The 25,764-nt window shown below is 50.0% G+C and carries 26 protein-coding genes; 17 read left to right on the plus strand and 9 right to left on the minus strand.

Annotated elements, in window-relative coordinates:
• Positions 1–14: 14 nt before the first annotated feature.
• The 14 genes from rplD to J0A65_RS14125 all read left to right on the plus strand — a co-directional run bounded on the left by rplD (position 15) and on the right by J0A65_RS14125 (position 9,486).
• Positions 15–620 carry a 50S ribosomal protein L4 gene (gene rplD / locus J0A65_RS14060; protein ID WP_188693972.1) on the plus strand — a complete coding sequence of 202 codons (606 nt, stop codon included), beginning with the start codon at positions 15–17 and terminating at the stop codon, positions 618–620.
• Positions 617–919, plus strand: a complete 303-nt coding sequence (gene rplW, locus J0A65_RS14065) for a 50S ribosomal protein L23 (RefSeq protein WP_188693968.1) — start codon at positions 617–619, stop codon at positions 917–919. Before rplD ends, rplW begins: the two co-directional genes overlap by 4 nt.
• A 14-nt stretch (positions 920–933) precedes the next feature.
• The gene (gene rplB, locus J0A65_RS14070; protein ID WP_206594816.1) at positions 934–1,758 is read left to right on the plus strand and encodes a 50S ribosomal protein L2; all 825 of its coding nucleotides are present in this window, start codon (positions 934–936) and stop codon (positions 1,756–1,758) included.
• A 15-nt stretch (positions 1,759–1,773) separates the two neighbouring features.
• The gene (gene rpsS / locus J0A65_RS14075) at positions 1,774–2,049 is read left to right on the plus strand and encodes a 30S ribosomal protein S19 (RefSeq protein ID WP_206594817.1); all 276 of its coding nucleotides are present in this window, start codon (positions 1,774–1,776) and stop codon (positions 2,047–2,049) included.
• A gap of 11 nt (positions 2,050–2,060) precedes the next feature.
• Positions 2,061–2,393, plus strand: a complete 333-nt coding sequence (gene rplV, locus J0A65_RS14080; RefSeq protein ID WP_102794230.1) for a 50S ribosomal protein L22 — start codon at positions 2,061–2,063, stop codon at positions 2,391–2,393.
• A gap of 9 nt (positions 2,394–2,402) precedes the next feature.
• Positions 2,403–3,113: a 30S ribosomal protein S3 gene (rpsC, locus tag J0A65_RS14085; RefSeq protein WP_206594819.1), complete on the plus strand. Its 711-nt coding sequence runs from the start codon at positions 2,403–2,405 to the stop codon at positions 3,111–3,113.
• A gap of 3 nt (positions 3,114–3,116) precedes the next feature.
• On the plus strand, positions 3,117–3,530 hold the full coding sequence (rplP, locus tag J0A65_RS14090; protein WP_188693952.1) for a 50S ribosomal protein L16: 414 nt from the start codon (positions 3,117–3,119) through the stop codon (positions 3,528–3,530).
• Positions 3,530–3,721 carry a 50S ribosomal protein L29 gene (gene rpmC / locus J0A65_RS14095; protein WP_206594821.1) on the plus strand — a complete coding sequence of 64 codons (192 nt, stop codon included), beginning with the start codon at positions 3,530–3,532 and terminating at the stop codon, positions 3,719–3,721. Before rplP ends, rpmC begins: the two co-directional genes overlap by 1 nt.
• Positions 3,721–3,981: a 30S ribosomal protein S17 gene (gene rpsQ, locus J0A65_RS14100; RefSeq protein ID WP_206594823.1), complete on the plus strand. Its 261-nt coding sequence runs from the start codon at positions 3,721–3,723 to the stop codon at positions 3,979–3,981. The genes rpmC and rpsQ overlap by 1 nt, the downstream gene beginning before the upstream one ends.
• Before the next feature lie 252 nt (positions 3,982–4,233).
• Positions 4,234–4,668 carry a hypothetical protein gene (locus J0A65_RS14105; RefSeq protein WP_206594825.1) on the plus strand — a complete coding sequence of 145 codons (435 nt, stop codon included), beginning with the start codon at positions 4,234–4,236 and terminating at the stop codon, positions 4,666–4,668.
• 150 nt (positions 4,669–4,818) lie between these two features.
• The gene (locus tag J0A65_RS14110; RefSeq protein ID WP_206595043.1) at positions 4,819–6,372 is read left to right on the plus strand and encodes a Re/Si-specific NAD(P)(+) transhydrogenase subunit alpha; all 1,554 of its coding nucleotides are present in this window, start codon (positions 4,819–4,821) and stop codon (positions 6,370–6,372) included.
• Positions 6,373–7,746 (plus strand): Re/Si-specific NAD(P)(+) transhydrogenase subunit beta, encoded by a 1,374-nt coding sequence (gene pntB / locus J0A65_RS14115; RefSeq protein WP_206594832.1) that lies wholly within the window; start codon positions 6,373–6,375, stop codon positions 7,744–7,746.
• A gap of 115 nt (positions 7,747–7,861) precedes the next feature.
• Positions 7,862–8,428: a LemA family protein gene (locus tag J0A65_RS14120; protein WP_206594834.1), complete on the plus strand. Its 567-nt coding sequence runs from the start codon at positions 7,862–7,864 to the stop codon at positions 8,426–8,428.
• On the plus strand, positions 8,425–9,486 hold the full coding sequence (locus J0A65_RS14125) for a DUF3137 domain-containing protein (protein ID WP_206594836.1): 1,062 nt from the start codon (positions 8,425–8,427) through the stop codon (positions 9,484–9,486). The genes J0A65_RS14120 and J0A65_RS14125 overlap by 4 nt, the downstream gene beginning before the upstream one ends.
• A gap of 33 nt (positions 9,487–9,519) precedes the next feature.
• On the opposite strand, the gene J0A65_RS14130 is transcribed toward J0A65_RS14125, so the two are convergent.
• The 3 genes from J0A65_RS14130 to thpR all read right to left on the minus strand — a co-directional run bounded on the left by J0A65_RS14130 (position 9,520) and on the right by thpR (position 13,767).
• Positions 9,520–11,850: a TonB-dependent receptor gene (locus tag J0A65_RS14130; protein ID WP_232849964.1), complete on the minus strand. Its 2,331-nt coding sequence runs from the start codon at positions 11,848–11,850 to the stop codon at positions 9,520–9,522.
• A 332-nt stretch (positions 11,851–12,182) separates the two neighbouring features.
• Entirely contained in the window at positions 12,183–13,037 is an 855-nt protein-coding gene (gene purU, locus J0A65_RS14135) for a formyltetrahydrofolate deformylase (RefSeq protein WP_206594846.1), read from the minus strand.
• Between the two features lie 172 nt (positions 13,038–13,209).
• Entirely contained in the window at positions 13,210–13,767 is a 558-nt protein-coding gene (gene thpR, locus J0A65_RS14140; RefSeq protein WP_206594855.1) for an RNA 2',3'-cyclic phosphodiesterase, read from the minus strand.
• Between the two features lie 267 nt (positions 13,768–14,034).
• Between thpR and hrpB the strand changes: the two genes are divergently transcribed.
• Both hrpB and mrcB read left to right on the plus strand, forming a co-directional pair.
• Positions 14,035–16,485 carry an ATP-dependent helicase HrpB gene (hrpB, locus tag J0A65_RS14145; RefSeq protein ID WP_206594861.1) on the plus strand — a complete coding sequence of 817 codons (2,451 nt, stop codon included), beginning with the start codon at positions 14,035–14,037 and terminating at the stop codon, positions 16,483–16,485.
• Positions 16,485–18,797 carry a penicillin-binding protein 1B gene (gene mrcB / locus J0A65_RS14150; RefSeq protein WP_206594863.1) on the plus strand — a complete coding sequence of 771 codons (2,313 nt, stop codon included), beginning with the start codon at positions 16,485–16,487 and terminating at the stop codon, positions 18,795–18,797. Before hrpB ends, mrcB begins: the two co-directional genes overlap by 1 nt.
• Before the next feature lie 172 nt (positions 18,798–18,969).
• Here mrcB and J0A65_RS14155 read toward each other — a convergent pair whose 3' ends face one another.
• Entirely contained in the window at positions 18,970–19,338 is a 369-nt protein-coding gene (locus tag J0A65_RS14155) for a diguanylate cyclase domain-containing protein (RefSeq protein WP_206594869.1), read from the minus strand.
• A gap of 321 nt (positions 19,339–19,659) precedes the next feature.
• Between J0A65_RS14155 and J0A65_RS14160 the strand changes: the two genes are divergently transcribed.
• The gene (locus J0A65_RS14160; protein WP_206594877.1) at positions 19,660–20,574 is read left to right on the plus strand and encodes a GGDEF domain-containing protein; all 915 of its coding nucleotides are present in this window, start codon (positions 19,660–19,662) and stop codon (positions 20,572–20,574) included.
• A gap of 4 nt (positions 20,575–20,578) precedes the next feature.
• Here J0A65_RS14160 and hemL read toward each other — a convergent pair whose 3' ends face one another.
• From hemL to J0A65_RS14185, 5 genes are all read right to left on the minus strand, one after another.
• Positions 20,579–21,859 (minus strand): glutamate-1-semialdehyde 2,1-aminomutase, encoded by a 1,281-nt coding sequence (gene hemL, locus J0A65_RS14165; protein ID WP_206594879.1) that lies wholly within the window; start codon positions 21,857–21,859, stop codon positions 20,579–20,581.
• A gap of 34 nt (positions 21,860–21,893) precedes the next feature.
• Positions 21,894–22,910, minus strand: a complete 1,017-nt coding sequence (locus J0A65_RS14170) for an aspartate carbamoyltransferase (RefSeq protein ID WP_206594881.1) — start codon at positions 22,908–22,910, stop codon at positions 21,894–21,896.
• 151 nt (positions 22,911–23,061) lie between these two features.
• Positions 23,062–23,553 (minus strand): P-loop nucleotide/nucleoside kinase family protein, encoded by a 492-nt coding sequence (locus J0A65_RS14175; RefSeq protein WP_206595044.1) that lies wholly within the window; start codon positions 23,551–23,553, stop codon positions 23,062–23,064.
• 86 nt (positions 23,554–23,639) lie between these two features.
• Positions 23,640–24,071, minus strand: a complete 432-nt coding sequence (locus J0A65_RS14180) for a CopD family protein (protein ID WP_206595045.1) — start codon at positions 24,069–24,071, stop codon at positions 23,640–23,642.
• Positions 24,068–25,750 carry a chloride channel protein gene (locus J0A65_RS14185; protein ID WP_206594883.1) on the minus strand — a complete coding sequence of 561 codons (1,683 nt, stop codon included), beginning with the start codon at positions 25,748–25,750 and terminating at the stop codon, positions 24,068–24,070. Before J0A65_RS14185 ends, J0A65_RS14180 begins: the two co-directional genes overlap by 4 nt.
• Positions 25,751–25,764: the final 14 nt, after the last annotated feature.

Below are 25,764 nucleotides of genomic sequence, written 5' to 3' on the forward strand. Positions count from 1 at the left end.
CTGGGAGAATAGTGATGGAATTAGTATTGAAAGACGCGAACAGCGCTCTTGAAGTATCCGAAGCTACCTTTGGACGTGAGTTTAACGAAGCTCTGGTACACCAGGTAGTAGTAGCTTACGGTGCTGGCGCTCGCCAGGGCACCAAAGCGCAAAAAACGCGTTCTGAAGTCAGCGGTGGTGGTAAGAAGCCATGGCGCCAAAAAGGTACTGGCCGTGCACGTGCTGGTACTATTCGCAGCCCAATTTGGGTTGGTGGTGGCCGTGCGTTCGCTGCTAAGCCTCGTGACTTCGATCAGAAAGTAAACAAGAAGATGTACCGTGGTGCTATCAAAAGCATCCTGTCTGAACTGGTTCGCCAGGAGCGTCTGATTGTTGTTGAGAAGTTCGGTGTTGAAGCACCTAAGACCAAGGAACTTTTGGCTAAGCTGAAAGCCCTGGATCTGAAAGACGTGTTGATCGTGACTGCAGAAGTTGACGAGAACCTGTTCCTGTCTGCTCGCAACCTGTACAAGGTTGACGTACGTGACGTAGCCGGTATCGATCCTGTTAGCCTGATCGCGTTTGAAAAAGTGTTGATCACTGCTGACGCAGTGAAGCAACTTGAGGAGGCGTTGGCATGATTAACGAAGAACGTCTACTGAAAGTGGTTTTGGCGCCACACATCTCTGAAAAATCTACTATGGCTGCCGAAGGCAACAACACTGTAGTTTTCAAAGTGTTGAGAGACGCGACCAAAGCTGAAATCAAGCAAGCGGTTGAGAAACTGTTTGAAGTTGAAGTCAATGCTGTTCGCACCGTAAACGTAAAGGGTAAAACCAAGCGTACCGGTATGCGTATTGGCAAGCGCAGCGACTGGAAAAAAGCTTACGTACAGCTGAAAGAAGGTCAGGACATCGACTTCGTCGGTGGCGCTGAGTAATAGGGGATTTAACCATGCCATTATTGAAAGCGAATCCAACTTCAGCCGGTCGTCGTCACGTTGTTCAGGTCGTCAACCCTGATCTGCACAAAGGCGCCCCTTATGCACCTTTGTTGGAAAAGAAAAGCAAGACCGGTGGTCGTAATAACGGCGGTAGCATCACTGTTCGTCACATTGGTGGCGGTCATAAGCAACACTACCGTATTGTCGACTTCAAACGTAACAAAGACGGTATTCCTGCTGTAGTTGAGCGTCTGGAATACGATCCTAACCGTTCTGCTAACATTGCCTTGGTTCTGTATGCAGATGGTGAGCGTCGTTACATCCTGGCTCCTAAAGGAATCAGTGCTGGCGATCAGTTGCTGTCTGGTGCTGCTGCACCAATCAAAGCTGGTAATGCTATGCCAATGCGCAATATGCCTGTTGGTACAACAGTACACGCCATCGAGATGAAGCCTGGTAAAGGTGCCCAAATGGCACGTTCTGCTGGTGCTTATGCTCAGATTCTGGCCCGTGACGGCGGTTACATCACTCTGCGTTTGCGCAGTGGTGAAGTGCGTAAAGTTCTGGCTGATTGTCGCGCCACCATTGGTGAAGTAGGCAACGCTGAGCACATGCTGCGTCAATTGGGTAAAGCGGGTGCTACTCGCTGGAGAGGTGTTCGTCCAACCGTTCGTGGTGTTGTCATGAACCCGGTTGATCTTCCTCACGGTGGTGGTGAAGGCCGTACCTCTGGTGGTCGTCACCCAGTTTCTCCTTGGGGTAAACCTACCAAGGGTAAGAAGACCCGTAATAACAAGCGTACCGATAAGCTCATCGTACGCCGTCGTAATAAGTAATAGCGAGGATTCACCATGCCACGTTCTCTCAAGAAAGGTCCATTTATTGACCTGCACTTGTTGAAGAAGGTAGAGACTGCGGTGGAAAAGAATGATCGTCGTCCAATCAAAACTTGGTCACGTCGTTCCATGATCATCCCAAATATGATTGGGTTGACCATTGCAGTCCATAACGGTCGCCAACATGTTCCAGTACTGGTTACTGACGAAATGGTCGGCCACAAGTTGGGCGAATTTGCGCCAACGCGTACTTACCGCGGCCACGTCGCGGATAAGAAAGCTAAACGTTAAGGGGTAGGATAATGGAAGCATTAGCTAAACACCGTTTTGCCCGTACGTCGGCTCAGAAAGCGCGCCTGGTTGCGGATCAAATTCGCGGAATGCACGTTGAGAAAGCTCTGGAACTTCTGACTTACAGCCCTAAGAAAGCGGCTGGTCTGGTAAAGAAGGTTCTTGAGTCTGCCATCGCCAATGCTGAGCATAACGAAGGTGCAGATATCGACGAGCTGAAAGTAGCGAAGATCTTCGTCGACGAAGGCCCGACCATGAAGCGTATTAAGCCTCGTGCTAAAGGCCGTGCGGACCGTATTTTCAAGCGTAGCAGTCACATCACTGTTGTTGTGGCTGATAACTAGGAGTAGATAATGGGACAGAAGGTACATCCTACAGGTATACGCCTGGGTATCAGCAAACCATGGACTTCTACCTGGTACGCTAATACTAAAGAATACGCAGACAACTTGTTCAATGACCATCAGGTACGTCAGTTCCTGACCAAAGAACTGAAGAATGCGTCAGTTTCTAAGATCGTAATCGAGCGTCCAGCCAAGAGCATCCGTGTGACTATTCACACTGCGCGTCCTGGCGTGGTTATCGGTAAGAAAGGTGAAGACGTAGAAAAACTGCGTAAGCACGTTTCTAACCTGGCCGGCGTTCCTGCACAGATCAACATTGCGGAAGTTCGCAAGCCTGAGCTAGATGCTCAATTGGTTGCCGACAGCATCTCCAGCCAGCTGGAGCGCCGTGTAATGTTCCGTCGTGCTATGAAGCGTGCGGTTCAAAACGCTATGCGCATTGGTGCCAAAGGTATCAAGGTTGAAGTAAGCGGTCGTCTTGGCGGCGCTGAAATCGCTCGCTCTGAGTGGTATCGTGAAGGCCGTGTGCCATTGCACACTTTCCGTGCCGACATCGATTACGCTACCTCTGAAGCCAGCACTACCTACGGTATCATCGGCGTTAAAGTGTGGATCTTCAAAGGTGAAGTTCTGGGCGGTCTGCCAGCAGCTAACGCTGTAGAGCAAGCTCCAGCTCCAGCACCTAAGAAGAAAGGCCGCAGCGCTAAGCAAGGGGGCTAAGAGATGTTACAACCAAAACGTACGAAATTCCGTAAGCAGCACAAAGGTCGTAACCGCGGTCTGGCAATTGCAGGCGGTAAGGTAAGCTTCGGTACTTTCGGCTTAAAAGCCACTGGCCGTGGTCGCATGACTGCTCGTCAAATCGAAGCTGCTCGTCGTGCCCTGACTCGTCACGTTAAGCGTCAAGGTAAAATCTGGATCCGAGTGTTCCCCGATAAGCCAATCACTGAGAAGCCTCTTGAGGTTCGTCAGGGTAAAGGTAAGGGTAACGTTGAATACTGGGTATGCCAGATCCAGCCTGGTCGTGTACTTTACGAAATCGAAGGCGTTTCTGAAGAGCTGGCTCGTGAAGCGTTCTCACTGGCTGCTGCTAAGTTGCCCTTCAAGACAACCTTTGTAACTCGGACGGTGATGTAATGAAAGCTACTGAACTGAAAGACAAGAGCGTAGAAGAGCTGAACGCAGAGCTGCTGAACCTGCTGCGCGAACAGTTCAACCTGCGCATGCAACACAGCACAGGTCAGCTGGAAAAATCTCACCAGTTGAAAACAGTGCGTCGCAGTATTGCGCGTGTTAAGACCATTCTGACTCAGAAGGCAGGTGCCTAATGACTGAAAAAAATACACGTACACTGCAGGGCCGTGTCGTAAGCAACAAGATGGACAAGTCCATTGTTGTGGCTATCGAGCGCAAGGTGAAGCACCCGATCTACGGTAAATTCATCAAGCGTACTACTAAACTGCATGCACATGATGAAAACAACGAGTGCAACATTGGCGATATCGTCACTGTAAGAGAGTGCCGTCCTTTGTCTAAGACAAAGACCTTCACTCTGGTTACCGTTGTAGAGAAGTCCACTGAGGTGTAAGCCTTTCTGGATTTTATAAAAAGCGCCTTCGGGCGCTTTTTTTATACCTGAATCTTAAGTTAACCAACGGATAGGCTGCTTAAAAGATAATCAGGTATGACTAGCGTTACTTATCCGAGTCAGGAAGCGCGCTATGCTTGAGTCTCATATCAGAGTGACAAGGCATGGCGGTTATGCGCAAGTACAAGTGGTTATTGCTCAGCTTACTGACTTGCAAAGTCGTTGCCGGGCCTTCAGAGGCAGGTGTTATCTTTGAAGACCAGTCGCAATCTGAAAGGGCTGTACGCTATCAGCGCTGGGAGTCTGCATCCGGTGAATGAAGATGTGCAATTCTCTTTTCAAGTGAGCAAGAAAGACAAGACACTTTCTGCCTGTCCGAACAGCCACCGTATTTCTGAATTAGAATTTTCATTGGTGCCGCAATTCAGATTTGCCGAAGATTTATCCGTCGGTTTTGGCTGGCAGCTGACCCACGCCGGAGAGCTATCGCTAAACCAATCGCGGACTATGTTGCTTGGCAGTCGTCAGGGGTGGTTGCTTAATGCAAAACTGGCGTTGGCCGAGCAGCAAAGTTTGAGGATGACACTGAATAATGTGGCTTATCAAAACCGCTTTAATTCCGGCCGTCAGGACGGTCAGAGCTTCAGAGAAACTCAGCTGCAATTGTCTTATTCTGTGATCTTCTGATTGCCATGATCCTAGGGCAGTCTGTCTTTCCGGGCGTGCTATTTTCTCGCTTTTGTTTGTTGTCCTCTTTTATAAAAAAGATTGATTAGGTTTGCGTCATTCGGTAGAACTGGTGGTTAAATGACCAGTAAAGCCAACAAGGACCTGCCTATGCTCATTGGTGTACCCAAAGAAATCCTTACCCACGAAACCCGTGTGGCTGCGACCCCAAAGACAGTCGAGCAACTGCTGAAACTTGGCTTTGACGTAGTGATCGAAGCCGGTGCAGGGGAGCTCGCCAGTTTTACTGACAAGGCGTATGTGGATGCAGGCGCAAGGTTAGCCAGCAGGGAAGAGGTGTGGCAGGCCGACATCATCTTTAAGGTCAATGCGCCGATGAAAAATGGCCGCAAAAAGATAGATGAATTTGCATTAATGAAAGCCGGTAGCACTATCGCCAGCTTCATCTGGCCTGCGCAACATCCGGAGTTAATCAGCACGCTGGCGGAGAAGCAAGTCAGTGTGCTTGCCATGGATGCAGTACCGAGAATTTCACGCGCTCAGTCGTTGGATGCTTTGAGTTCCATGGCCAACATTGCCGGTTATCGTGCCGTAGTGGAAGCCGCACATGAGTTTGGCCGTTTTTTTACCGGGCAGATAACCGCTGCAGGTAAGGTACCACCGGCAAAAGTGCTGGTGGCTGGAGCCGGTGTTGCTGGACTTGCGGCAATTGGGGCGGCGGGCAGTTTGGGGGCGATAGTGCGCGCCTTCGATGTGCGTCCTGAGGTCAAGGAACAGGTTCAAAGCATGGGTGCTGAATTCCTTGAAGTTGACGTGAAAGGCATGGAGCAGAGCAGTGATGGCTACGCCAAAGAGGCCTCTGCTGAGTTTAATCAGGCCGCAGAGCGCTTATATGCCGAGCAAGCTAAAGATGTGGATATTATTATTACAACCGCACTGATACCGGGTAAACCGGCGCCTAAGCTGATAAGTCAGGAAATGATCGACAGTATGAAACCCGGTAGTGTGGTGGTAGACCTGGCCGCAGCCAATGGTGGTAATTGTGCTTACACCAAAGCGGATAAACTGGTCACCACACCCGGTGGGGTGAAAGTCATTGGCTATACCGATATGACAGGCAGGTTGCCCACTCAGTCATCGCAGTTGTACGCCACCAATCTGGTTAACTTGGCCAAGCTGCTATGTAAAAACAAAGACGGCCAAATCGAACTGGATTTTGAAGATGTGGTGATCAGGGGCGTTACGATAGTCAAAGACGGTGAGATTACCTGGCCCGCTCCTCCTATCAAAGTGTCTGCGCAACCTAAAGCCAAACCACAGCTACAAAAAGCCAAGGCGCCCGAAACGCCAATGGATCCTAAACGAAAGTACCTGTTGATGACGATTGCAGCCTTTTTATTTGGCTGGCTGGCGAGCAGTGCACCGCCAGAGTTCTTGTCCCACTTTACGGTATTTGTGCTGGCATGTGTGGTGGGCTACTACGTGGTGTGGAACGTGACGCACGCCTTACATACCCCCTTGATGTCAGTGACCAATGCGATTTCGGGGATTATTGTGGTGGGAGCATTGTTGCAGATAGGGCAGGGAGACGGTTTCGTGACCTTTTTGTCCTTTATCGCTGTGCTGATCGCCAGTATCAATATCTTTGGCGGCTTTACCGTGACTAAGCGAATGCTGGAGATGTTTCGCAGGGGGGACAAGTAGATGTCTGCAGGATTAGTTCAAGCTGCTTATATCATTGCCGCCTTGCTATTTATATTAAGTCTGGCGGGGCTGTCTAAACAGGAAAGTGCTAAAGCCGGCAATTATTTTGGCATGGCAGGTATGGCTATTGCCTTATTGGCGACCATTTTTAGCCCGACATCAGCCGGATTGGGCTGGATTGCATTGGCCATGGTTATTGGTGCGGCAATCGGTATGCATCTGGCGCGTAAAGTGGAAATGACCCAGATGCCGGAATTGGTGGCCATACTGCACAGTTTTGTCGGGTTGGCTGCGGTACTGGTTGGGTACAACACTTTTATAGATCATCCTCCTTTGTATGGGGCCATGCTAAGTATTCATCTGGTAGAGATCTTTCTCGGTGTATTTATCGGCGCGGTAACCTTTACTGGCTCCATCGTAGCTTTTGGCAAGCTAAAGGGAATTTTCTCTTCTAAGCCTATGATGCTTCCCCACCGTCACAAGCTGAATTTAGCCGCTGTGGTGGTATCAGTTTTACTGCTTTCGCATTTTGTTAGTGCTCAGGGCTCAGCGTTAGCGCTGTTATTAGTGACCTTAATCGCTCTGGCGTTTGGCTGGCACCTGGTTGCTTCCATTGGTGGTGCGGATATGCCAGTGGTGGTATCGATGCTTAACTCCTACTCAGGCTGGGCGGCTGCGGCGGCCGGTTTTATGCTGTCCAATGATCTGCTGATTGTCACCGGTGCCTTAGTGGGAAGTTCTGGCGCGATTCTGTCGTACATTATGTGTAAGGCGATGAATCGTTCATTTATCAGCGTGATCGCCGGTGGATTTGGCACGGATGGGGTGTCTTCGGGTGGCGAAGAGATGGGGGAGTATCGGGAAGTACATGCTGAAGAGGTGGCGGAGCTGTTAAAAGACGCCAGTTCAGTGATTATCACCCCTGGCTACGGTATGGCGGTAGCCCAGGCACAATACCCAGTGTATGAAATTACTGAGAAGCTGCGCAGCCTGGGTGTTGAGGTGCGTTTTGGTATTCACCCGGTCGCAGGGCGTTTGCCCGGGCATATGAATGTGTTACTGGCCGAAGCTAAAGTGCCTTATGACATCGTATTGGAGATGGATGAAATCAATGAGGATTTCGCCTCGACAGATGTGGTGTTGGTTATAGGTGCGAATGACACGGTCAATCCTGCGGCTGCCGAAGACCCATCCAGCCCCATAGCCGGTATGCCGGTATTGGAGGTTTGGAAAGCGCGTAAGGTGATAGTGTTTAAGCGTTCCATGAATACTGGCTACGCTGGCGTGCAGAATCCGCTGTTCTTTAAGGATAATGCCGCCATGTTGTTTGGCGACGCTAAAGCCTCAGTTGAGGCCATCTTTAAGGCGTTGTGATGCAGATTTCTGTTAAAAGGGGCTACGGCCTCTTTTTTATTTGGCAGGAAAATCTTGACCCACAAGTGAGAGAACAAATAATCTTCCGTGCTAACCAAATCAACGGAGTGTAGTAGTGACTTGGACGACCCTTGCCATCTTGGCCATCCCCCTGATTCTTTTGTACATCTGGTATGTTTCCATCATTTCCCGACGCAATGCGACGGAAGAAGCATTTGCCGGAATTGATGTGCAGCTAAAAAAACGCACCGATTTAATTCCCAATATTCTGAAAATTGCCGCCAGTTTTATGCAGCACGAGAAATCCCTATTGGAAGACATTACCCGCTTGCGAACAGAAGTTTTAAAAGCCTCCGGGCAAGCCGCTCAAACGGAGCGCTTTGCACTGGAGGCTGACTTGTCGCAGAAAATGGGCAGCTTGCTGGTGGCTGTAGAAAATTATCCTGAGCTCAAGTCTCAACAGAATATGCTGGAAGCACAGCGAGTATATGCCGATGTGGAAGAGCATATCTCTGCTGCCAGACGCAGTTATAATGCGGCAGGTAAGCGTTACCGTGACGCTATTCAGATCTTCCCTGGTAATCTTATCGCTGCCATCCTGAGTTTAAAACCTATGCCTTTTTTTGCGGTGGCTGACACTGAGCGTAAACCTATCGATGCCGATAGCTTCCTGCAATCATGAGTAATTTTCTGCATACTTTTCAACAGGCTGGTGTTGCCATCCGCCAACTGGTGGATGGTTCGGCCTTTAAACGTCATGTTGATACCAATATTCCCTTGTCGGATGAATTTAAGGCATTGATTGAGTCCGACGTTAAACCCTTACTTGAGCCGCTGGAAGCTTTTCGCCTAGAGAAGCTTGCGACCAAAAAGCGTAACAAGAAATGGGTGTTGTGGCTTGGCTGGATACTCTGGTTACCCGCTTTGATTTGGGACTTGTTGTATCTGGCTAGTGGTGACCTGCATATCAGTGTGCTCTTTGTCGCAGCAGGCATGGGCATTTGGATTATTTATCCTGAGATGCAGTATCGCAAACATTACAAGCAGATGTTAATGCCGGTATTGCTAAAGGCGTTTGGTGATTTTCGCTATAGAGAGAATGGCTGTATAGATATCGAGGCGGTCAAGGCTCTGGACACTATGCCGTCTTTTTCCAGCAAATCCCATGAGGATCATATTGCTGGGAAAATTGAAGATATCGAGTTTGAGTTCTGTGAACTTAAGCTTGAACGTAAGGGGCACAAGTCATCAACAACAGTGTTTCGCGGTGGGGCTGTGGTGCTTAATGTGCCGTTTCAGCTGCATGGTCATACTGTAGTGGGGATGGACTACGGCAAGCTTGGTAATATGTTTGCCGCCTCTATGGCCAGGCGCAAAGTGGCACTGGAAAATCCCGGGTTTGAAAAACGCTTCGAGGTCAGTAGTACAGACCAGCAGTATTCCCGTTATTTGCTTTCACCGGCGATGATGGAGCGTTTACTGGCGTTAGATGACCTGTTTCGGGCGCGAGCTAAAGGCTCGGGGCTAAGCTGTGAGTTTAAGGGCAATCAGGTACTGCTGATGATTTCTTACTTTGGCGACCTGCTGGATACCGCTGACATAAATGTTTCAGCCTATGATCTCGACAAACTACCTTTGCTGGAGCAGGAACTGGCGATGATTACCGGGTTGATTAAACAGTTAAAGCTGGATTATTTGACAGCTAGGAACCTAGCAGTTCGTAACATGTCGGCAAGTTGAGATAAGCGCCCTCAACGAGGGCGCTCAATTGGATTAATAGAAAGTGTAATCTATTCTGAGGGTTAAGGTTCTGCCCGCGAGGTACTCGATGTATTGCTGAGCGGTAGTGTTATCCTTATCTCTGCTTCTGGCATAGCGATATTGCACTGCTTCTTTATCAAACAGGTTGTTTAGATGTAGGCTCAGTTTGACATCGTTGCTGACATCTATACGTCCTGAAAGATTAAAGTAGCTGTAGGCAGGAACAACGTCTTCATCCCGAACATTAAAATGGGTTTTGTACTCTCCATAATAGGTGTAATCCACCCGGGCATAGGCTTGTTTACCAAATAATTCAAAGCCCTGATCCAAAGCCAGGTAAGCGTTCCAATCCGGCACCATGGTCATGCTGTCGCCTTTTTTCGCTTCAATTGCATCGTTGTCTTTGGTGATTTCTGAATTGGTATAAGAAGTATTGAAAGTCAGTTCCAACTCATCAGCCAGTCTGGCAGTAGATTCGAATTCAAACCCTTGAGAACGCGCTTCGCCAGCATTGGCGGTAAAGCTAAACCCACAAGTCGGCATATAGATGCTAGTACGTATATCCGTCCAATCTATTTGATAGACTGCCGCGGCAAAGTCAAAGCGTCCACCAAATGTGCTCGCTTTGATCCCTAACTCATAATTCTCGATAGCATCGGACGTATATCGGTTTTGTCGCTGTGACGCATTGGGGTCGTCTTGACAGGAGCCTGCCAATGGACCGTTATTGCCACCTGGTCGATAGCCTTCGGAATATAATGCATAAACAGACATATCTCTGGAAGGGCGCCAGGATGCACTGAACTTATAACGATTTCCTGATTCACTGCCACCGGACAAGGTGGTTTCATTCGACCAAATTCCGCTTGCAACATCATGAAAGTCGTCTTTGAGATCAAAACGGCGAACACCGGCGTTTAACTCTAGCTCTCCCATATCACCCAAATTAAAGGTGTAAGCCACGTCAGCAAAAAAGGCCAGCTCACGGTAATAGTCTTTAATCAGTGAGTAACGCCAGTTATTTTGTGGATTGCCGAAATTTTCCTTACCTAGCTCGGTAACGTCCACCCCCCACCAATACAGGGCCAGTGCAGACACCAGATCGCCTTGTTCATGATATTGGTTCTGATTGTTAAAGGAGTCTTCGGTGAGCTTTTTGTCGTAGAACATACCGACAGTCCAGCTCAGGGGGCCTGGATTCAGGTTCTGGAAACGTAGCTCGTGGGTGGTTCTTTCCTGATAATCGTCGTAATCGTCATTGATAATCCAGGTCAGAAATAAATCATCTGCGTCCAGCCTGGTCCAGCTATCAAGTGAACTCATGCTGTATTTGCGGTAGGAACCAGCATAGTTGAGAGTGGCAACATCAAACAGGTTGTCATGGTTGATGTTCAGGGTGTAAAGGTTAGAACTGTTCTTATACCAGGGGTCCAGGCGTTCCCAGACCTGATACTTCTGTGCAACATTCTGTGCAACTTTAGGTGCACTGCCGCCGCGGCAGGCCGGGCGCTCCAGTGTGGGATCGCATTCAACAACAATGTCTTCAATATCATAGCCATAAGGGGCGTCGGGATTGGCGGTAGCAATAAAATCATAGTAGTAGCCGGGTTTTGAGCGGTCACCTAGGTTTTCTCCCCGTTCGTGATTCTCGACCCGGCTAAATCCCAAGGTAACATCCATCTGGTCAGATACCTGCCAGAGTAATTGTGAACGTAAGAATCTGTTTTCTTTGTCAGATTGCAGACCGGTATTCATGTTGACAAATGGCAGTTGGTCATAGTCTTTGTTGCCGTTAACCCGCAGTGCCAGCTTACCGTCAACAAGCGGCACATTGATACCTAGGGTGAGGTTGTTGTCATAACCGTCAACATCCTTTTCTGCACTAACTTGCATTGACCCAAATAATTCAAACTCGTCCAGCTTGGGTTTGTTAGTGATAATACGAACCGTGCCACCGATAGCGTTAGAACCGTATAAGGTACCCTGTGGGCCACGCAATACTTCCACGCGTTCAACGTCTGAAAGATTGGTGAATACAAAAGGTATGTCATCCACAAAGGTAGCCGTTGTATTGGGCACCGTCGTATTACCGCCGCTCAGACCTCGCAGTATTAACTGTCCTCTTGGCATGGCTGCGCCAGCCAGGGTACGGTAGATGTCTGTGGCGCTTGTGTAATTCCTGTCAACAATGTCCATAGCGGAAATACTGGACACTGACATTGGAATTTCGACGAGAGTTTCTTCCTTGCGGCGTGACGTGACCACCACCTTTTCCACTTCAGTATCGGCTTCTACCTCCTGTTGTGCTTGGGCATAGGCTTGGGGATAAGCCGTTAGTGCCATCAGGACTGCCAGATGAAGAGATGTTTTACAAAGTCCGTGTTTGCCTGACATGTGCATAGCGTGCTCCAGGTTATTATTCGAATAGGTAGCTATAATTTGGCGCCTGTTGAATTTCGGAAGGATGCCAAAATAGCCTAGTATATGAACAGTTTGGAAATTTCGGCTAGTTAATTTTGTTTTTAAATATCATGTGTTTAGATTTGATTGTTGTGAACAATCAAAGTGACATTAGATGCAAGAGGATGGTGAATCTTGATGTGTCGAAAAATTCAGAAGGAATAAAGTTGTTAGTAGGTTTGGCATGGGATGATGCCCAACCTACAGTGTTTTATTTAAGCAAAAACAACGGTTTTATGCTGGTGAATAATCACCCTGTCTTCCAGGTGATAACGAACGCCATTAGCCAGCGCTTGTTTTTCACAGTTTTTGCCTTTGCGCACCATATCGGCTGCAGAGTCGCTATGACTGATACGCATGACCTCCTGTTCGATAATTGGGCCCTCATCCAGATCTGAGGTGACATAGTGGCAGGTGGCCCCAATCAGTTTAACGCCCCTATCGTAGGCTTGCTGATAAGGCTTGGCTCCTGCAAAAGAAGGTAAAAAGCTATGGTGAATATTAATGGCTTTTCCAGCCAAAGCTTCGCAAAGCTGATTGGGAAGAATTTGCATAAATCTGGCTAACACAGTGAGGTCAGCCTGATAGTGATTGAGCAGACTATGAATTTCTGCAAAGGCCTTTTCCTTGCCAAGTGCCTGAAAGTCTACCCAGTGAAAAGGAACGTTATACCAGTCAGCAAACTGCTGCATATGCGGGTGGTTGGCAATAATGCAAGGAATATCACAATACAATTCGTTGGTATGCCAGCGATGCAGTAAATCAATCAGACAGTGCGATTCGTGACTGGCGAGTAGTGCCACTCTCTGCTTTTGATGCGAGTCAGCTAAACGCCAGTTCATTTGATACTGCTCAGCTAAGGGTTTGAATATCGAGCGAAAGGCTTCCAGGCTAAGAGGCAGAGAATCAGCGCGAATTTCATGGCGCATGAAAAATCTGCCGGTTTGCAGGTCCGTATGGTGGCTAGCCTCCACTATGGTTGCATTGTGACCGGCTAAGAACTGGCTGACAGCGGCAACCAGGCCTACTTGGTCCGGACAATCGATAACGAGGCGAAAAGTTTGTTGCATGGCAGCGTCCTTCAGTTTGCTTGGGCAACGTTATACCAGTTGGCAGGGCGGGGTAAAAGCGGCATTTTTAGGATGTTGTCACCAGAAGAGGCTTGATTTGAACAAAATTATACTCAAAAACTCAGTAAGCCCTACCAGGATAAGCAAAACCTCTTGGCTTTAGTGCAAACCATTACTGGAAGTGCCCACGGGCTAACTGTTCGCGGATTGAGCCAGGCTCTGTCAGTGGCCAGTGTTCCATTACCCTGTAACGGACACCGGAGGTGGTAGATTGTGACTCAAATAAACAAAATGCTTTAACGTCGAAATACATGTCTGGGGCACAAAGTGGCGCGGGGGGATTTTCACGTAGTTTACGAAACAAACTGATATGCGGCTGATAAGGGCGGTTATCTGTCGATATCCTCTGCTGGTTCAGCTTGTCTCGTAATTGTGTCACCAAAGCATCAAGTGCGGATGGTATCTGCGTAGGGCCAATCCAATAGACTTTAGGTTTGGACCAGTAACCAGTTTGATCTATGTGCAAACTGAAGCTGTCTCCTGAGACTTGATGCGCGGCGTGATACACCCTTTCCAGCGCGTTGTCTGCTGTTTCCCCTAAAAATGCCAAGGTAATGTGAAAATTGCCGGGTGCTACGGGATGGGCCAGCGATGGCAGCATTTTATTACGCCATTGATCTATGGCCAGTTTGTCTGGGCCAGTAAAATCAAGACCAAAGAAAAGTCGCATCGAGGATCTCTTATCATTTTATTTAGAGGAGTACTGGGTGCGCGCCAGTAAAGCCCGTGATTGAGCTGTGACCTTACTATGAATGGACCAGGAGGGGAATGTTAAGAGCGAGTGGCCTCTTCTGCTTGGTGCATGGCATGATACAATCTGCCATCTTGTGGTTGCGAGCTAAACGCAAATTGTTGTTTTGTGCTGATAAGATCTTGCACCTACTTAGTTTGTCAGGCACTGAATCAGCCACCCTATAGCTAAGGTGAGTTCCCGAGCATGTCTCTGCCTGTTGTCAGTATTAAATCCCAGTTACTAGAAGAGATTGGTCGTCGCAACGTTATTTTAAGTGCTCCACCTGGAGCCGGTAAGTCGACAGCCATTCCCTTATGGCTGTTGGCAAACCCATCATTTAAAGACAAGAAGATCCTGATGTTGCAACCCCGACGGGTTGCAGTGAGGACTATTGCCGGTTATCTGGCGTCTCAGTTAGGGGAGCAGGTCGGACAGACCGTGGGATATCGTGTGCGTGGGGAGAATAAAACCGGTCAGAACACCCGTCTGGAAATTCTGACCGAAGGTCTGCTCACGCGCAAGTTGCAGCAGGACCCTGAGCTCGCAGATACCGCTGTAGTTATCTTTGACGAGTTTCATGAGCGTAATCTGCATAGCGATTTTGCCCTGGCCTTGTGTCTGGAAAGCCAAAGTGCCTTGCGTGAGGATCTGCGCTTGTTGCTCATGTCGGCCACCCTCGATGAGCTGGGCCTGGAGCGTTTATTGCCGGATGCCGCATGGCTGCAATGTGAGGGGCGAAGTTTCCCTATTGACTACTCTTACCACGTTCCGCCATCTCAGCAGCAATGGCTGCCTTTTATGGCCACTGTTATTCGACAGGCATTGACGCAAGATGGCGGGGTGCTGGCGTTTTTGCCTGGCGCGGGCGAGATCCGAAAGTTGGCTGGGCTTTTGTCTGAGCAGTTGGATAGCAAGGTGCAGTTGCATTGTTTGTATGGGGAACTGGGTAAACAAGCGCAAATGGCCGCCGTGGAGCCATTGCCTGTTGGGATGAAAAAGTTAGTGCTTGCTACCAACATAGCAGAAACCAGTCTTACCATTGAAGATATTAGCCAGGTGATTGATTGTGGCCTGGAAAAGGTGGCTCGCTTTGAACTGAATCAGGGCGTGACTCACCTGACCAGCCAGCGCATTTCTCAGGCATCTGCCACGCAGCGGGCAGGGCGGGCAGGGCGGGTCGGCCCCGGTCGTTGCTACCGGTTGTGGGGACAGGATCAGTTGTGTCGCATGGCCAGTCAAAGTCAGCCGCAAATCTTGCTTGCTGACATAGCGCCGCTGATGTTGGAGGCGGCTGCCTGGGGGACGGAATTGACGGCATTGCCGCTATTGGATTATCCGACGCAAGCCCAGCTTTCTCAAGCTCGGGAATTATTGGTGCAGCTGGACGCATTGGATAGTGACGGCCGAATTACCCGTCACGGTAAAGCGTTATGCCAGTTGGGGTGTCACCCCCGCCTAGCCAATATGATGTTGCACGCGAAGCAATTGGGCTCGGCGGCACTGGCATTAGCTTGTATGCTGGCCGCCTTGCTGGAAAGTAAAGATCCGCTGAAAGCCTCGCATACCTTGTGTATCAGTGAACGTATCGACTGGCTGCTGCGCCATCGTCAGGATCCCATTATGCAACTGGCGGTAAACTGGATGCGGCGTTTGCAGCGCGAGTTTGTCGACAAGGTTGATAGTCGTGATGCGGCACGCTTGCTTATTCACGCATTTCCAGACCGGATAGCTAAGTCTCGTGGCGCAGGTCGCTATCTGCTTGCCAGAGGTATTGGCATCAAGCTGGATGAGCAAGATCCACTCTGTGATCACGATTACCTGCTGGTGGCGGATCTTATTCAGACCGGTGCCGGTGGCGATATCCGGGCGGGATTGACGGCCAGACTTGATTGGCCGGTACTGGAAGCGGAAGCGGGCCATTGGCTGACATCCAGCGTTAGCTGTGACTGGCATGATGACGTTGGGCAGATCCGCGCTCGTAAGCTGTTGAAACTGGGCAGCATTGTGGTACGTAATGAAGTGATGGCCAACCCGGATAAGGCCCAACTCGAGCAGATCTGGGCCTCTCTTATCCGTGAAAAAGGCCTGACCTGGTTGCCATTGGCAGACAATGCCAAGCAGCTGTTAAACCGTATTCATCTGGCCGCTAAAACCCTTGGCCAGCCTGAACTCTCGGCCTGGACAGACGCCGCCCTGCTGGACAGTCTTGCCGACTGGCTGATACCTTACTTGGCTGAGGTACGTACCTTAAAACAGTTACAAGCTCTGGATTTTGCCGCATTGCTGCGCAATCGTCTGGACTGGAATATGCAAAGCTGGCTGGATAAAGCCTTGCCCACCCATTTCGTCGTGCCAAGCGGCAGTCGCTGTGCACTGGAATACAGCGAAGATGGTCAGGTTACCTTGTCGGTACGCATGCAGGAAATGTATGGTCAGGCCGACACACCGACTATTGCAGAGGGGCGTATCATCCCAATTATTGAACTCTTGTCTCCGGCCAGGCGTCCATTACAAAAGACCCGAGACCTGGCCGGGTTTTGGGCAGGAACTTACAAGGATGTGCAGAAGGAAATGAAAGGGCGCTACCCCAAACATTTTTGGCCGGACAATCCGGCCTCTGCCCAGGCGACCACGCGAACCAAGAAGGCGATGTAATGACAAAACGCAAAGCAGCACAACCATCCCGCAATCCATTTAAGTGGTTATGGCGCCACAGTCTCAAGATTGTTCTGGTCGGGTTGGTGTGTCTGACAGCCTACTGCTTGTATCTGGATGCGCAAATAAAAGACAAGTTCAGTGGTAGTAAATGGCAGGTACCTGCCCAAATTTATGCCAGGCCGATGTTGCTTCAGGTTGGCCAGGAATTGGCGATGGACGAAGTCGTCGAAGAGCTCGAATGGTTGGCCTACCGCAGGGTACCTTCGGTGAAAGGCAGCGGTCAGTTCAATCGACAGGGTAATCAGCTGATCTTCCATCGTCGCGCCTTTGAATTTGCCGGAGGCTTTGAGGACGAAGCTCGGGTAACACTAACTTTTGCCAATGGAGAGCTTGCCGGCATCCAACTGGATGGTGGGCGCGCCCAGAACAGCCTACGCCTTGAACCTTGGCTGGTAACCCGGTTTGCCAACAACAGTCAGGAAGACCGTATGCTGGTTGAGCTCGCTGATGTGCCGCCTGAACTGGTACAAATGTTGTTGCTGGTGGAGGACCGGGATTTTTACCAGCATTTTGGTGTGGCTCCTTTGGCCATTCTGCGCGCCCTGGTGGCGAATGTTAGTGCTGGTCGGGCCGTGCAAGGGGGCAGTACGCTAACTCAGCAGTTGGTGAAAAACTTCTTCCTCAGTCAGGAGAAATCCCTGAGTAGAAAGCTAAATGAAGCCTTGATGTCGCTGTTAATTGAGCTGCGTTACAGCAAGGATGAGATTCTCGAGGCGTACCTTAACGAAGTGTTCCTCGGGCAGAACGGTGCCAACGCCGTGCATGGTTTCGGGTTGGCCAGCTATTTTTACTTCGACCGCCCATTGGATGAGCTTAGCATCCCGGAAATGGCGATGCTGGTGGGCATCATCAAAGGTCCTTCATTCTTCAATCCGCGTCGCCATGAAGAGCGGGTACTGGAACGACGCAACCTGGTACTGCGTTTGTATTTTGATGATCAGCAAGCTACCGCTCAGCAGTATGCGGCCTGGTTAAAAACCCCGCTTGGATTGGCGCAAGGTTCGAAGCTGGCAAAGGGAAAACACCCGGCCTTTATGGATCAGGTGCGCCGTGAGCTCAATGTTGCCTTGCCTGATCCCTCTTTGCATCAGGCTGGGATTAAAATTTTTACCACCTTGGATCCACTGGCCCAGCGCAAGGCTGAGCAATCAGTCAGTCAGAGTTTGGATGGGCTGGAAAAGCGGCGCAAGATCAGCGAGCTGGAAGCCGCTATGGTGGTTAGTGACATTGCTACCGGTGAAATTCGCGCCTTGGTGGGCAGCCGCAATACCGATTATCAGGGCTTTAACCGGGCCTTGGATGCACGGCGGCAGATAGGTTCTATTATTAAACCCGCGGTATACCTGACCGCACTGGAACAACCGGCTTATTACAATCTGGCAACCCCGTTAAAAGATGAGCCTATTAAACTGAAAAGCAGCCAAGGGCAGCTGTGGTCGCCGCAAAATGCCGACCGTCAATTCAGAGGCGAAGTATCATTACTGACGGCCTTGAGCCATTCCCTTAATGTGCCCACGGTCAGCCTGGGAATGGAGGTTGGCTTAAGTGAAATTGCTTATACCCTGAAACGCCTGGGCGTGGAGGAAGACGTGAGTCTTTATCCGGCATTAACCTTAGGCGCAGCGGCTTTTACACCTCTTGAAGTCAATCAGATGTACCAGACACTGGCAAATGAAGGGCTGTATATTCCTTTGCATACTATCGACACCGTTACTGATTCAGACGGACGTCTGATTTGGCAGCAAAAGCTGACTGGTGAGCGCCGCGCAGATCGTAAGGCAGTGTACTTGCTCAACTATGCCCTGAATAAAGTGACCCGGGATGGCACCGCCAAAGTGCTTAAGCAAAGCTTCCCGAGCTTGCATCTGGCCGGCAAAACCGGCACCACGGATGACTACCGTGATGCTTGGTATGCCGGGTTTGACCGCAATAATCTGGTGACTATCTGGCTGGGTAAAGACAACAACGAAGCCACAGGCCTGGCTGGCGCTACTGGCGCACTGCCTCTGTATATTGATTATTTGAAGCGCCAGCATCCTAAATCCCTGGTGAGACCTTTCCCACAAGGATTGGGTATTGCACATTTTGATAGTGTGACCGGCCAGCATCTGCAGCCTGGTTGCCCACAGAGTGTTAGTGTGCCAGCGGTACTCGATGCACTTGCCGCTGCGCAGCACTGCGAAGGCAAAAGGGAACCCAAGCAAGCACCGAAAAAACCGAGCTTCTGGGAGCGCTTATTCGGTGATTAATCCGGGTTCGATGGCCACAATACTTAGTCTGTAGAAACCTTGGTAATCAGTTTATCTTGACTGGCTAGTGCAGCCTATTGGTCGGTGGGGGGAAGGTAAATAGCCAGGTTGGACTCCTTCTATAGCAATCCAGCAACGCTTGCCCGAAGACTTAGCCGCATAAAGACAAGCATCAGCGGCTTCCAGAGCCTGATGCCCGTTTACCTGTTGTGGGTATTCTATCGAGTAAAGGCTGTGCCAGCTCTGCTGCTCGCCTGCGGTTGGTAAAACGAGAGACAACTACGAATTCCTCACCACTCCAGCGCCCCAGATAGTCAGAGCTGCGAAATACCTGTTGGAGTGACGCGGCAAATTGTTGTGGCATCAAATCCCCGGCACTGTGCCCGTGTGATTTGCTGACGGGCCAATCAATTCTGCCTAAGTCTTTTAGTACGTTGGCGACTTTTGTGTGGCTGTCGGCCATGTTCTTTGGCTGACCAGAATCAATATCCAAGCGTAACGCATCCTGAAAATAGGTTAATGCAGTTTCCTGGTCACCCATATCACGATGCATTTCACCAATATTGTAAAATGATGAGGCTAACTCACAGTGTCATTGTGTTTTGGGGCTATTTCTAATGCTTGGCCTCAAGCATGCAGGGCGTCCTGCCATTCCATGGCGTGGTCTGAAACAAACAGCGGGCATAACACTATTACCCACCTGCTTGGTCTATCAAACATTTTGACTCATGCTAATATAAAATTAACTGGAGTGTTACATTTGTTGGGCCGTATTGATTCCCGTCCAGGCAGACCAAAAATTTGCCCTGTCTTTCGGTTTTGAATAAGGCGTTTGTTGTTACGTTGTTGAGGTTCAACCTGATTGAAGCAAAATCTTGAACTGCTGATGGAGATGTTGGCGGCTTTGCCGGATCCTGTCTTTGTTCTCTCTGAGTCAGGCAAGTATGTCGCCTTGATAGGTGGTCATGACGCCCGGTATTACCACGATGGCTCGCATTTGGTAAATTTCAGCCTGCATGATGTTTTGCCCAAAGAGCGGGCTGATTGGTTTTTGCAGGAAATCCAGCAAACTATCAGCGAAGGACGCCTTCGAACGGTTGAGTATGCTTTGGGGGCCAGAGATGTAAAGGGATTGGAATTAGCCGAAGGACCTGATGAGGAGATCTGGTTCGAAGGGCGTATTCAGCCGCTGCGAAAACCCGTGAAAGGTGAGCGTGCCGTGGTGTGGGTGGCCAGAAACATCACTGAACGTTACAAGATGCAGATGCAACTTAAGATTTTATCCGAGCAGGATGAACTTACCGGCGCTTTCAATCGGCGCAAGCTGATGGAAGCCTTGGAAGAGCGCTTCGCGGAATATCAACGTTACCACCATCCCTTATCTCTGATTATCTTCGATTTGGACCGTTTTAAAGGCGTCAATGACAAGTTTGGCCATATTGCCGGTGACAAGGTGCTGCTCACTATCACTAACTTGTGCCAAAAGCAGCTCCGCCAGCAGGATCTGCTATGCCGACATGGTGGCGAAGAATTTGCGGTACTGTTGCCCAATACTAACTTGGTTGATGCTGTTCAGCTTGCAGAGCGGCTACGCAAGACTGTTGCTGGCTATGATTTTAAACAGGAACTCGGTGAGTCTTATTCCATTTCCATCAGTGCTGGCGTCAGTACGCTACATAGCGAAGATAAGATAGAAAGCTTAATGAAACGGGCCGACGATGGACTTTATCAGGCAAAGAATAGCGGCCGAAATTGTGTTATCAGCCGCCCATCTTAAGACTTTACAGAGTCGCTAGCACGCGATCTGCGGCTGCCAGGGTTTGCTCGATAATAGCCTGGTCGTGACAGGCGGATACAAAGCCCGCTTCATAGGAGGCTGGGGCCAGATACACGCCTTCAGCCAGCATGGCATGATAGAAGCGATTAAATTGCGCTTGGTTGCAGTTGATGGCTTGTTGATAATTCGTCACTCGCTCAACATCGGTAAAGAACAAGCCAAACATGCTACCTGCATAGTTGATGCTCATAGGGATGCCATGTTTATCCGCCAAGGCTTTAAAGCCTTCAGCCAATTGCTTGGTGGTTTGGCTTAACTGCTCATACAGGCCGGGTTGCTGAATAGCGGTGAGAGACGCAATACCGGCGGCCATCGCAACAGGGTTACCGGATAAGGTACCAGCCTGATAGACAGGCCCGGTGGGCGCGATATGGCGCATAATCTCGGCTTTACCACCGAAGGCTCCCACCGGCATGCCGCCGCCCAGTACTTTACCCAGGCAAGTCAGATCCGGAGTCACACCATAGTGCGCTTGCGCGCCGCCCAGTGCGACACGAAAACCTGTCATGACCTCGTCGATTATCAATACCGCGCCATATTCATCACAAATGGCGCGCAAGCCTTGCAGGAAGCCTTCAACCGGTGGAATACAGTTCATATTACCGGCAACAGGTTCAACGATAATACAGGCAATCTGATCGCCCACCTCGGCAAATGCCTGACGAACACTGTCCAGATTATTGTATTCCACTGTCAGAGTGTGCTGAGCAAAATCGGCAGGAATGCCCGGGGAGCTGGGTACGCCAAGGGTCAGGGCGCCAGAACCGGCTTTTACCAGTAGCGCGTCTGCATGACCATGGTAGCAACCCTCAAATTTCAGGATTTTGTCGCGGCCAGTATAGCCGCGTGCCAAGCGAATGGCGCTCATGGTGGCTTCGGTGCCTGAGTTAACCATGCGCACCATTTCCATGGAGGGGACAAGCTGGCTAACCAGTTCGGCCATCTGTACCTCGATTTCGGTGGGGGCGCCGAAGCTTAAGCCTTTTTCCACCGCGTCCAGTACCGCCTGGCGAATAGCAGGATGATTGTGCCCCAGGATCATAGGGCCCCACGACTGCACGTAATCGATATAACGCTTTCCATCGGCGTCGAACAGGTAAGGCCCATCGGCCCGCTCAATAAACAACGGCGTGCCACCAACGGCTTTAAAGGCGCGAACCGGAGAATTAACGCCACCGGGAATGTGCTGTTGGGCGCGTTCGAACAACTGAATGGATTTTTGCATGTTATCAGCCTGAATAAGTTAAAAGAGAGAGGCGCTAGATGTTTTGTTTGTTGCTGTACCACTGCACGTCGCAATCGTACTTCTCAACAATATCTTCTACACCAAGTGTTAAGGCGAACAGTGCCATACGGATCAATACCCCATTATCTACCTGGCGGAAGATAGCCAGATTGGGGTTGAGGTTTAAATCATTATCCAGTTCATTGGCATCGGCGCGGGAGTCGCGTGGCAGCGGGTGCATAATCACGGTTTTGGACTGGAAATGACGGGTATAAATATCCTGATTAAGGCGGAACTTACCCCGATATTTGTTGGCTTCATCTTTACTGGTAAAGCGCTCTTCCTGAACGCGAGTCTGGTAGCAGATATCAGCATCTACACTGCCTTCCAACTGATCGGTAACCTTAAAACTGTGACCGGCATTGTCAATTTCATCCATGATGTATTGCGGCATAGCCAGTTCCTGCGGGGAAATCAGGGTAAAGCGAATGTTCTTGTACAGACACAGCAGTTTGGATAATGAATGCACAGTGCGTCCATGTTTCAGGTCGCCTATCATGGCGATATGCATACCTTCGATGCTGTCGCCGTGGAATTGCAGCTCCTTGCTGATGGTATAGAGATCCAACAAGGCCTGAGTGGGGTGCTCGTTGGGCCCGTCACCGCCGTTAATTACCGGCACCCGGCTGCCTTCGGCAAATTCGGCCACTGAGCCTGCATCCGGGTGACGCATAGCGACAATGTCTGAATAGCTGGACAGTACCCTGGCCGTATCAAACAACGACTCGCCTTTAGACAGTGCTGAAGTGGCCATACCCGCGGTTTCTCTGACTTCTCCCCCCAGCAGGTTAAACGCCGTTCCAAAACTGACCCTGGTACGGGTGCTGGCTTCAAAAAACAGGTTACCCAAAATAGCGCCATCCAACACCTTGGTGCGCTTCTGTCGGTGCGCGTAAGGGCGCATTCTGTCTGCTACCTGAAACACTTGCTGAATGTTGTCGCGATTGAATTGATTGACAGAAAGAATGTGCTGACCTTTGAACTGGTTCATGGGGATATCGGCTTAGTTGGGAGTGGGTGGATTTTAGCAAGACCGAGCGGTGAAGACTATCCCGGTACTGGGTTGCCTGGCGTTTTATCTCAGCTTTCTTTGACTAAGGGCAAACTACCCCCAAGGCCGGTAAACAGCTTGGGGGACTAGGCTAGAGGTCGATACCTGTGCGACTCACCATATTCAGCTTTTCGTCATCACCGGGGAATTCAAAGAATTCAGTGACATGTCTGAATACCGCCTCGGTGTCAAAGTGGGCGCGCTCCGGCTGTTGGATACGGCGTTTTGCAATCTGTGCCAGGCACTGCTCGTCAGTCAGCTCCAGAAAAATCATCTGATGCTTCGCACCCAGTTCACTGCACAAGGTCACAAACCAAGCTCGTTGCCGTACTGTGTTAGCTGGAAAATCCATAACCACATTGGTACCGGTCGCCAGGATCTGCTGCACATGCCGTTTAACAAAGGGTCTGATGGTGCTTGCGAGCTTGAGGTAGTCTTCGAATGTTTCGATTTGATTGGGATAGTGCGCAGAAAGCCAGTCATCTTCTGAAATGCACACCGCGTTGTTTTCAGATGCCACTTTCTGCGACCAGGTAGACTTACCGGCCCCCATCTTTCCGCAAAAAAAGAACAGCGTTCCCATACCAGCCAAAATGCACCTCTTTTTTACTCAATCAAAACAGTTTTGCTTGTCTTGGCAGACCTATTCAGCCTCTGCCAACTCTCTCTTTAGAGTAAGGGTTTAACCACCGCCAGACAAACTATCGCCAGCAGTATTAATACTGGCGCTTCGTTCAAAAAACGATAGAAGCGCGGTGAATGATGATTTTCATCTTTGGCAAATTGTTTAAGCAGCCGATAGAGGTAGAAGTGATAGGCGTAAATGGCAATCACGCCAACTAGTTTGTAATGCAGCCACATGGAAGCGCGAAACCAATCGCGGCCGTAGGTAAAGATCAGCGCCAGGCCGAATACCAGGGTCAGCACAGCAAAGGGGGTAACAAACCACCACAAGCGGCGCTCCATGACTTTAAACTGGTCTTTGACCGCCTGGTTGTCAGTTTGAGCATGGTAAACGAACAGGCGGGGCAGATAAAAAATCCCGGCCATCCAAGCCACCATAAAGAAAACGTGTAAGGCCTTGAGCCACAAAATCATCAGTACTGCTCCTTCATTAATTGGGCACGCAAGCCGTTCCAGGTGATTACTCCGACAATGTCGCTGGGGGTGTCTTCATAGATATAAACGGCACCGTCACGACTGGCTTGCAGAATTTCGTATACCTCGGCGAGGGTTGCCTGGGCAGGTACACCTTCCATCACCACATATTTAAGCGGGTTACTCTGGTCCGGACTCAGGCTTACATCAAACTGTACAAGAGAATATTGCATGCCAATTTCAAAATCTTGCGCCAGTACTATTAAATCCGTGGGCTGTTGCTGCAAGTGGTTGAGCATAAGCTGCTCTGGGCTATCCTGAAACAACTTAAAGTCTTTGTTGGCTTCGGCCATAACCCCAGTTTTTTGCAGGTGCTCACGAATCGACGACGTGGTGTAGCTAAGTTTCTGGTAATCCAGTTGGCGAATAAAAATGGAGCGGTTTTTAAATAACTGAGTCGACGTGACATAGGCTGGCACAATCACCAGCATGGCTGGCAAGATAATTTGTGGAGACAACGACAGTTCCATGGCCGCAGATAAGGCCGCCAACGGCGCATGTAACACGGCGCTGAGTAATCCAGCCATACCTAACAAGGCAAAGGTGCCGGTATAGGCGGAGGTATCATCCATAAACAGCCCCAAGGGCAGCAGCATAATGGCGCCGGTTAATACCCCCATACCGATAACCGGACCTATTACCCCGCCGGGTACACCCAGGCCCAAGGCTATCAAGGTCAGAAGGAACTTGGCGGCCAGAATGGCAAATAGCAATACGAGATTATCCGGTGAACTTACTACAAACTGGATGGAGCTCATGCCCGAGCCCATCGCCTGCGGCAGCAAATAGCCAACCATACCTGTTAATAACCCGGCGAGTAATAATCGGCTGGCCATATTCAAGGGGCGAAACCAGCGAATCATATTCATTAACTGATTATTAAATAAGGTGGCCATGGCACCCAGTAACACACCTACCGGGATCAGGTACAAATAGAACCAGTTATTAAACTGGCCGAAGTTAAGTAGCGCCAGTTCGCTGCCCTCGCCAAATACCAGGCGGGTTAGCACCGAGCCACAGGCAGCAGCCAGCATGACGGGAATGAAAATATGGATTTTGTATTCACGCAGCACCACTTCCATAACAAAAATGACCGCCGCAAAGGGGGTGTTAAAGGAAGCGGAAATGCCCGCAGCAATGCCGCACCCTGCCAGAATTCGAATACTGTTATAGGGGAGTTTTAACCACTGACCTAAGAAGCTACTGCCCGCCGCCCCTAAATGCACACTAGGGCCTTCACGCCCAACTGAAAATCCGCTGGCCAGGGCAACGACGCCACCAAAAAACTGGTTTATGCTGGTACGCAGTGGAATGTGGCCATAACGATGTTTAACCCGGTGGATCACGTAGGGAATGCCCATACGGTAATGCTTAAAGCCGGTGACAAAGGCAAACAGCAGGATCAGGGCGGCGCCGATGATGGGCAGAATAAATCGGTCAACTGCATCCATAGTGGTAAAATTGTCGCCCTGTTGCAGGTACAATCCCTGCAATAGCTCGATGGTCAGGCGAAACAGAATTATCACCACAGCGGCACAAACACCGCCGACTATGCCGAGCAGGCAAAGTTGCACTGAGGTGCGTGGATGAGCGAGTTCCTGGCGCAGTCCCTGTAAATTCATGGTGTGGTTGGCAA

The sequence above is a fragment of the Bowmanella yangjiangensis genome (assembly GCF_017255015.1).
Taxonomy (GTDB): Bacteria; Pseudomonadota; Gammaproteobacteria; order Enterobacterales; family Alteromonadaceae; genus Bowmanella; species Bowmanella yangjiangensis.

Coding starts and splice junctions, on each gene's coding strand:
- J0A65_RS14110 (WP_206595043.1), top strand. CDS start 4,819: ATGCTCATTGGTGTACCCAAAGAAATCCTTACCCACGAAACCCGTGTG.
- rpsQ (WP_206594823.1), top strand. CDS start 3,721: ATGACTGAAAAAAATACACGTACACTGCAGGGCCGTGTCGTAAGCAAC.
- J0A65_RS14175 (WP_206595044.1), bottom strand. CDS start 23,553: ATGGGAACGCTGTTCTTTTTTTGCGGAAAGATGGGGGCCGGTAAGTCT.
- thpR (WP_206594855.1), bottom strand. CDS start 13,767: ATGCGACTTTTCTTTGGTCTTGATTTTACTGGCCCAGACAAACTGGCC.
- rplP (WP_188693952.1), top strand. CDS start 3,117: ATGTTACAACCAAAACGTACGAAATTCCGTAAGCAGCACAAAGGTCGT.
- rpsC (WP_206594819.1), top strand. CDS start 2,403: ATGGGACAGAAGGTACATCCTACAGGTATACGCCTGGGTATCAGCAAA.
- J0A65_RS14125 (WP_206594836.1), top strand. CDS start 8,425: ATGAGTAATTTTCTGCATACTTTTCAACAGGCTGGTGTTGCCATCCGC.
- pntB (WP_206594832.1), top strand. CDS start 6,373: ATGTCTGCAGGATTAGTTCAAGCTGCTTATATCATTGCCGCCTTGCTA.
- hemL (WP_206594879.1), bottom strand. CDS start 21,859: ATGCAAAAATCCATTCAGTTGTTCGAACGCGCCCAACAGCACATTCCC.
- J0A65_RS14155 (WP_206594869.1), bottom strand. CDS start 19,338: ATGGGTGACCAGGAAACTGCATTAACCTATTTTCAGGATGCGTTACGC.
- J0A65_RS14185 (WP_206594883.1), bottom strand. CDS start 25,750: ATGAATTTACAGGGACTGCGCCAGGAACTCGCTCATCCACGCACCTCA.
- hrpB (WP_206594861.1), top strand. CDS start 14,035: ATGTCTCTGCCTGTTGTCAGTATTAAATCCCAGTTACTAGAAGAGATT.
- J0A65_RS14130 (WP_232849964.1), bottom strand. CDS start 11,850: ATGGCACTAACGGCTTATCCCCAAGCCTATGCCCAAGCACAACAGGAG.
- purU (WP_206594846.1), bottom strand. CDS start 13,037: ATGCAACAAACTTTTCGCCTCGTTATCGATTGTCCGGACCAAGTAGGC.
- rplB (WP_206594816.1), top strand. CDS start 934: ATGCCATTATTGAAAGCGAATCCAACTTCAGCCGGTCGTCGTCACGTT.
- rpsS (WP_206594817.1), top strand. CDS start 1,774: ATGCCACGTTCTCTCAAGAAAGGTCCATTTATTGACCTGCACTTGTTG.
- rpmC (WP_206594821.1), top strand. CDS start 3,530: ATGAAAGCTACTGAACTGAAAGACAAGAGCGTAGAAGAGCTGAACGCA.
- J0A65_RS14170 (WP_206594881.1), bottom strand. CDS start 22,910: ATGAACCAGTTCAAAGGTCAGCACATTCTTTCTGTCAATCAATTCAAT.
- rplW (WP_188693968.1), top strand. CDS start 617: ATGATTAACGAAGAACGTCTACTGAAAGTGGTTTTGGCGCCACACATC.
- rplD (WP_188693972.1), top strand. CDS start 15: ATGGAATTAGTATTGAAAGACGCGAACAGCGCTCTTGAAGTATCCGAA.
- rplV (WP_102794230.1), top strand. CDS start 2,061: ATGGAAGCATTAGCTAAACACCGTTTTGCCCGTACGTCGGCTCAGAAA.
- mrcB (WP_206594863.1), top strand. CDS start 16,485: ATGACAAAACGCAAAGCAGCACAACCATCCCGCAATCCATTTAAGTGG.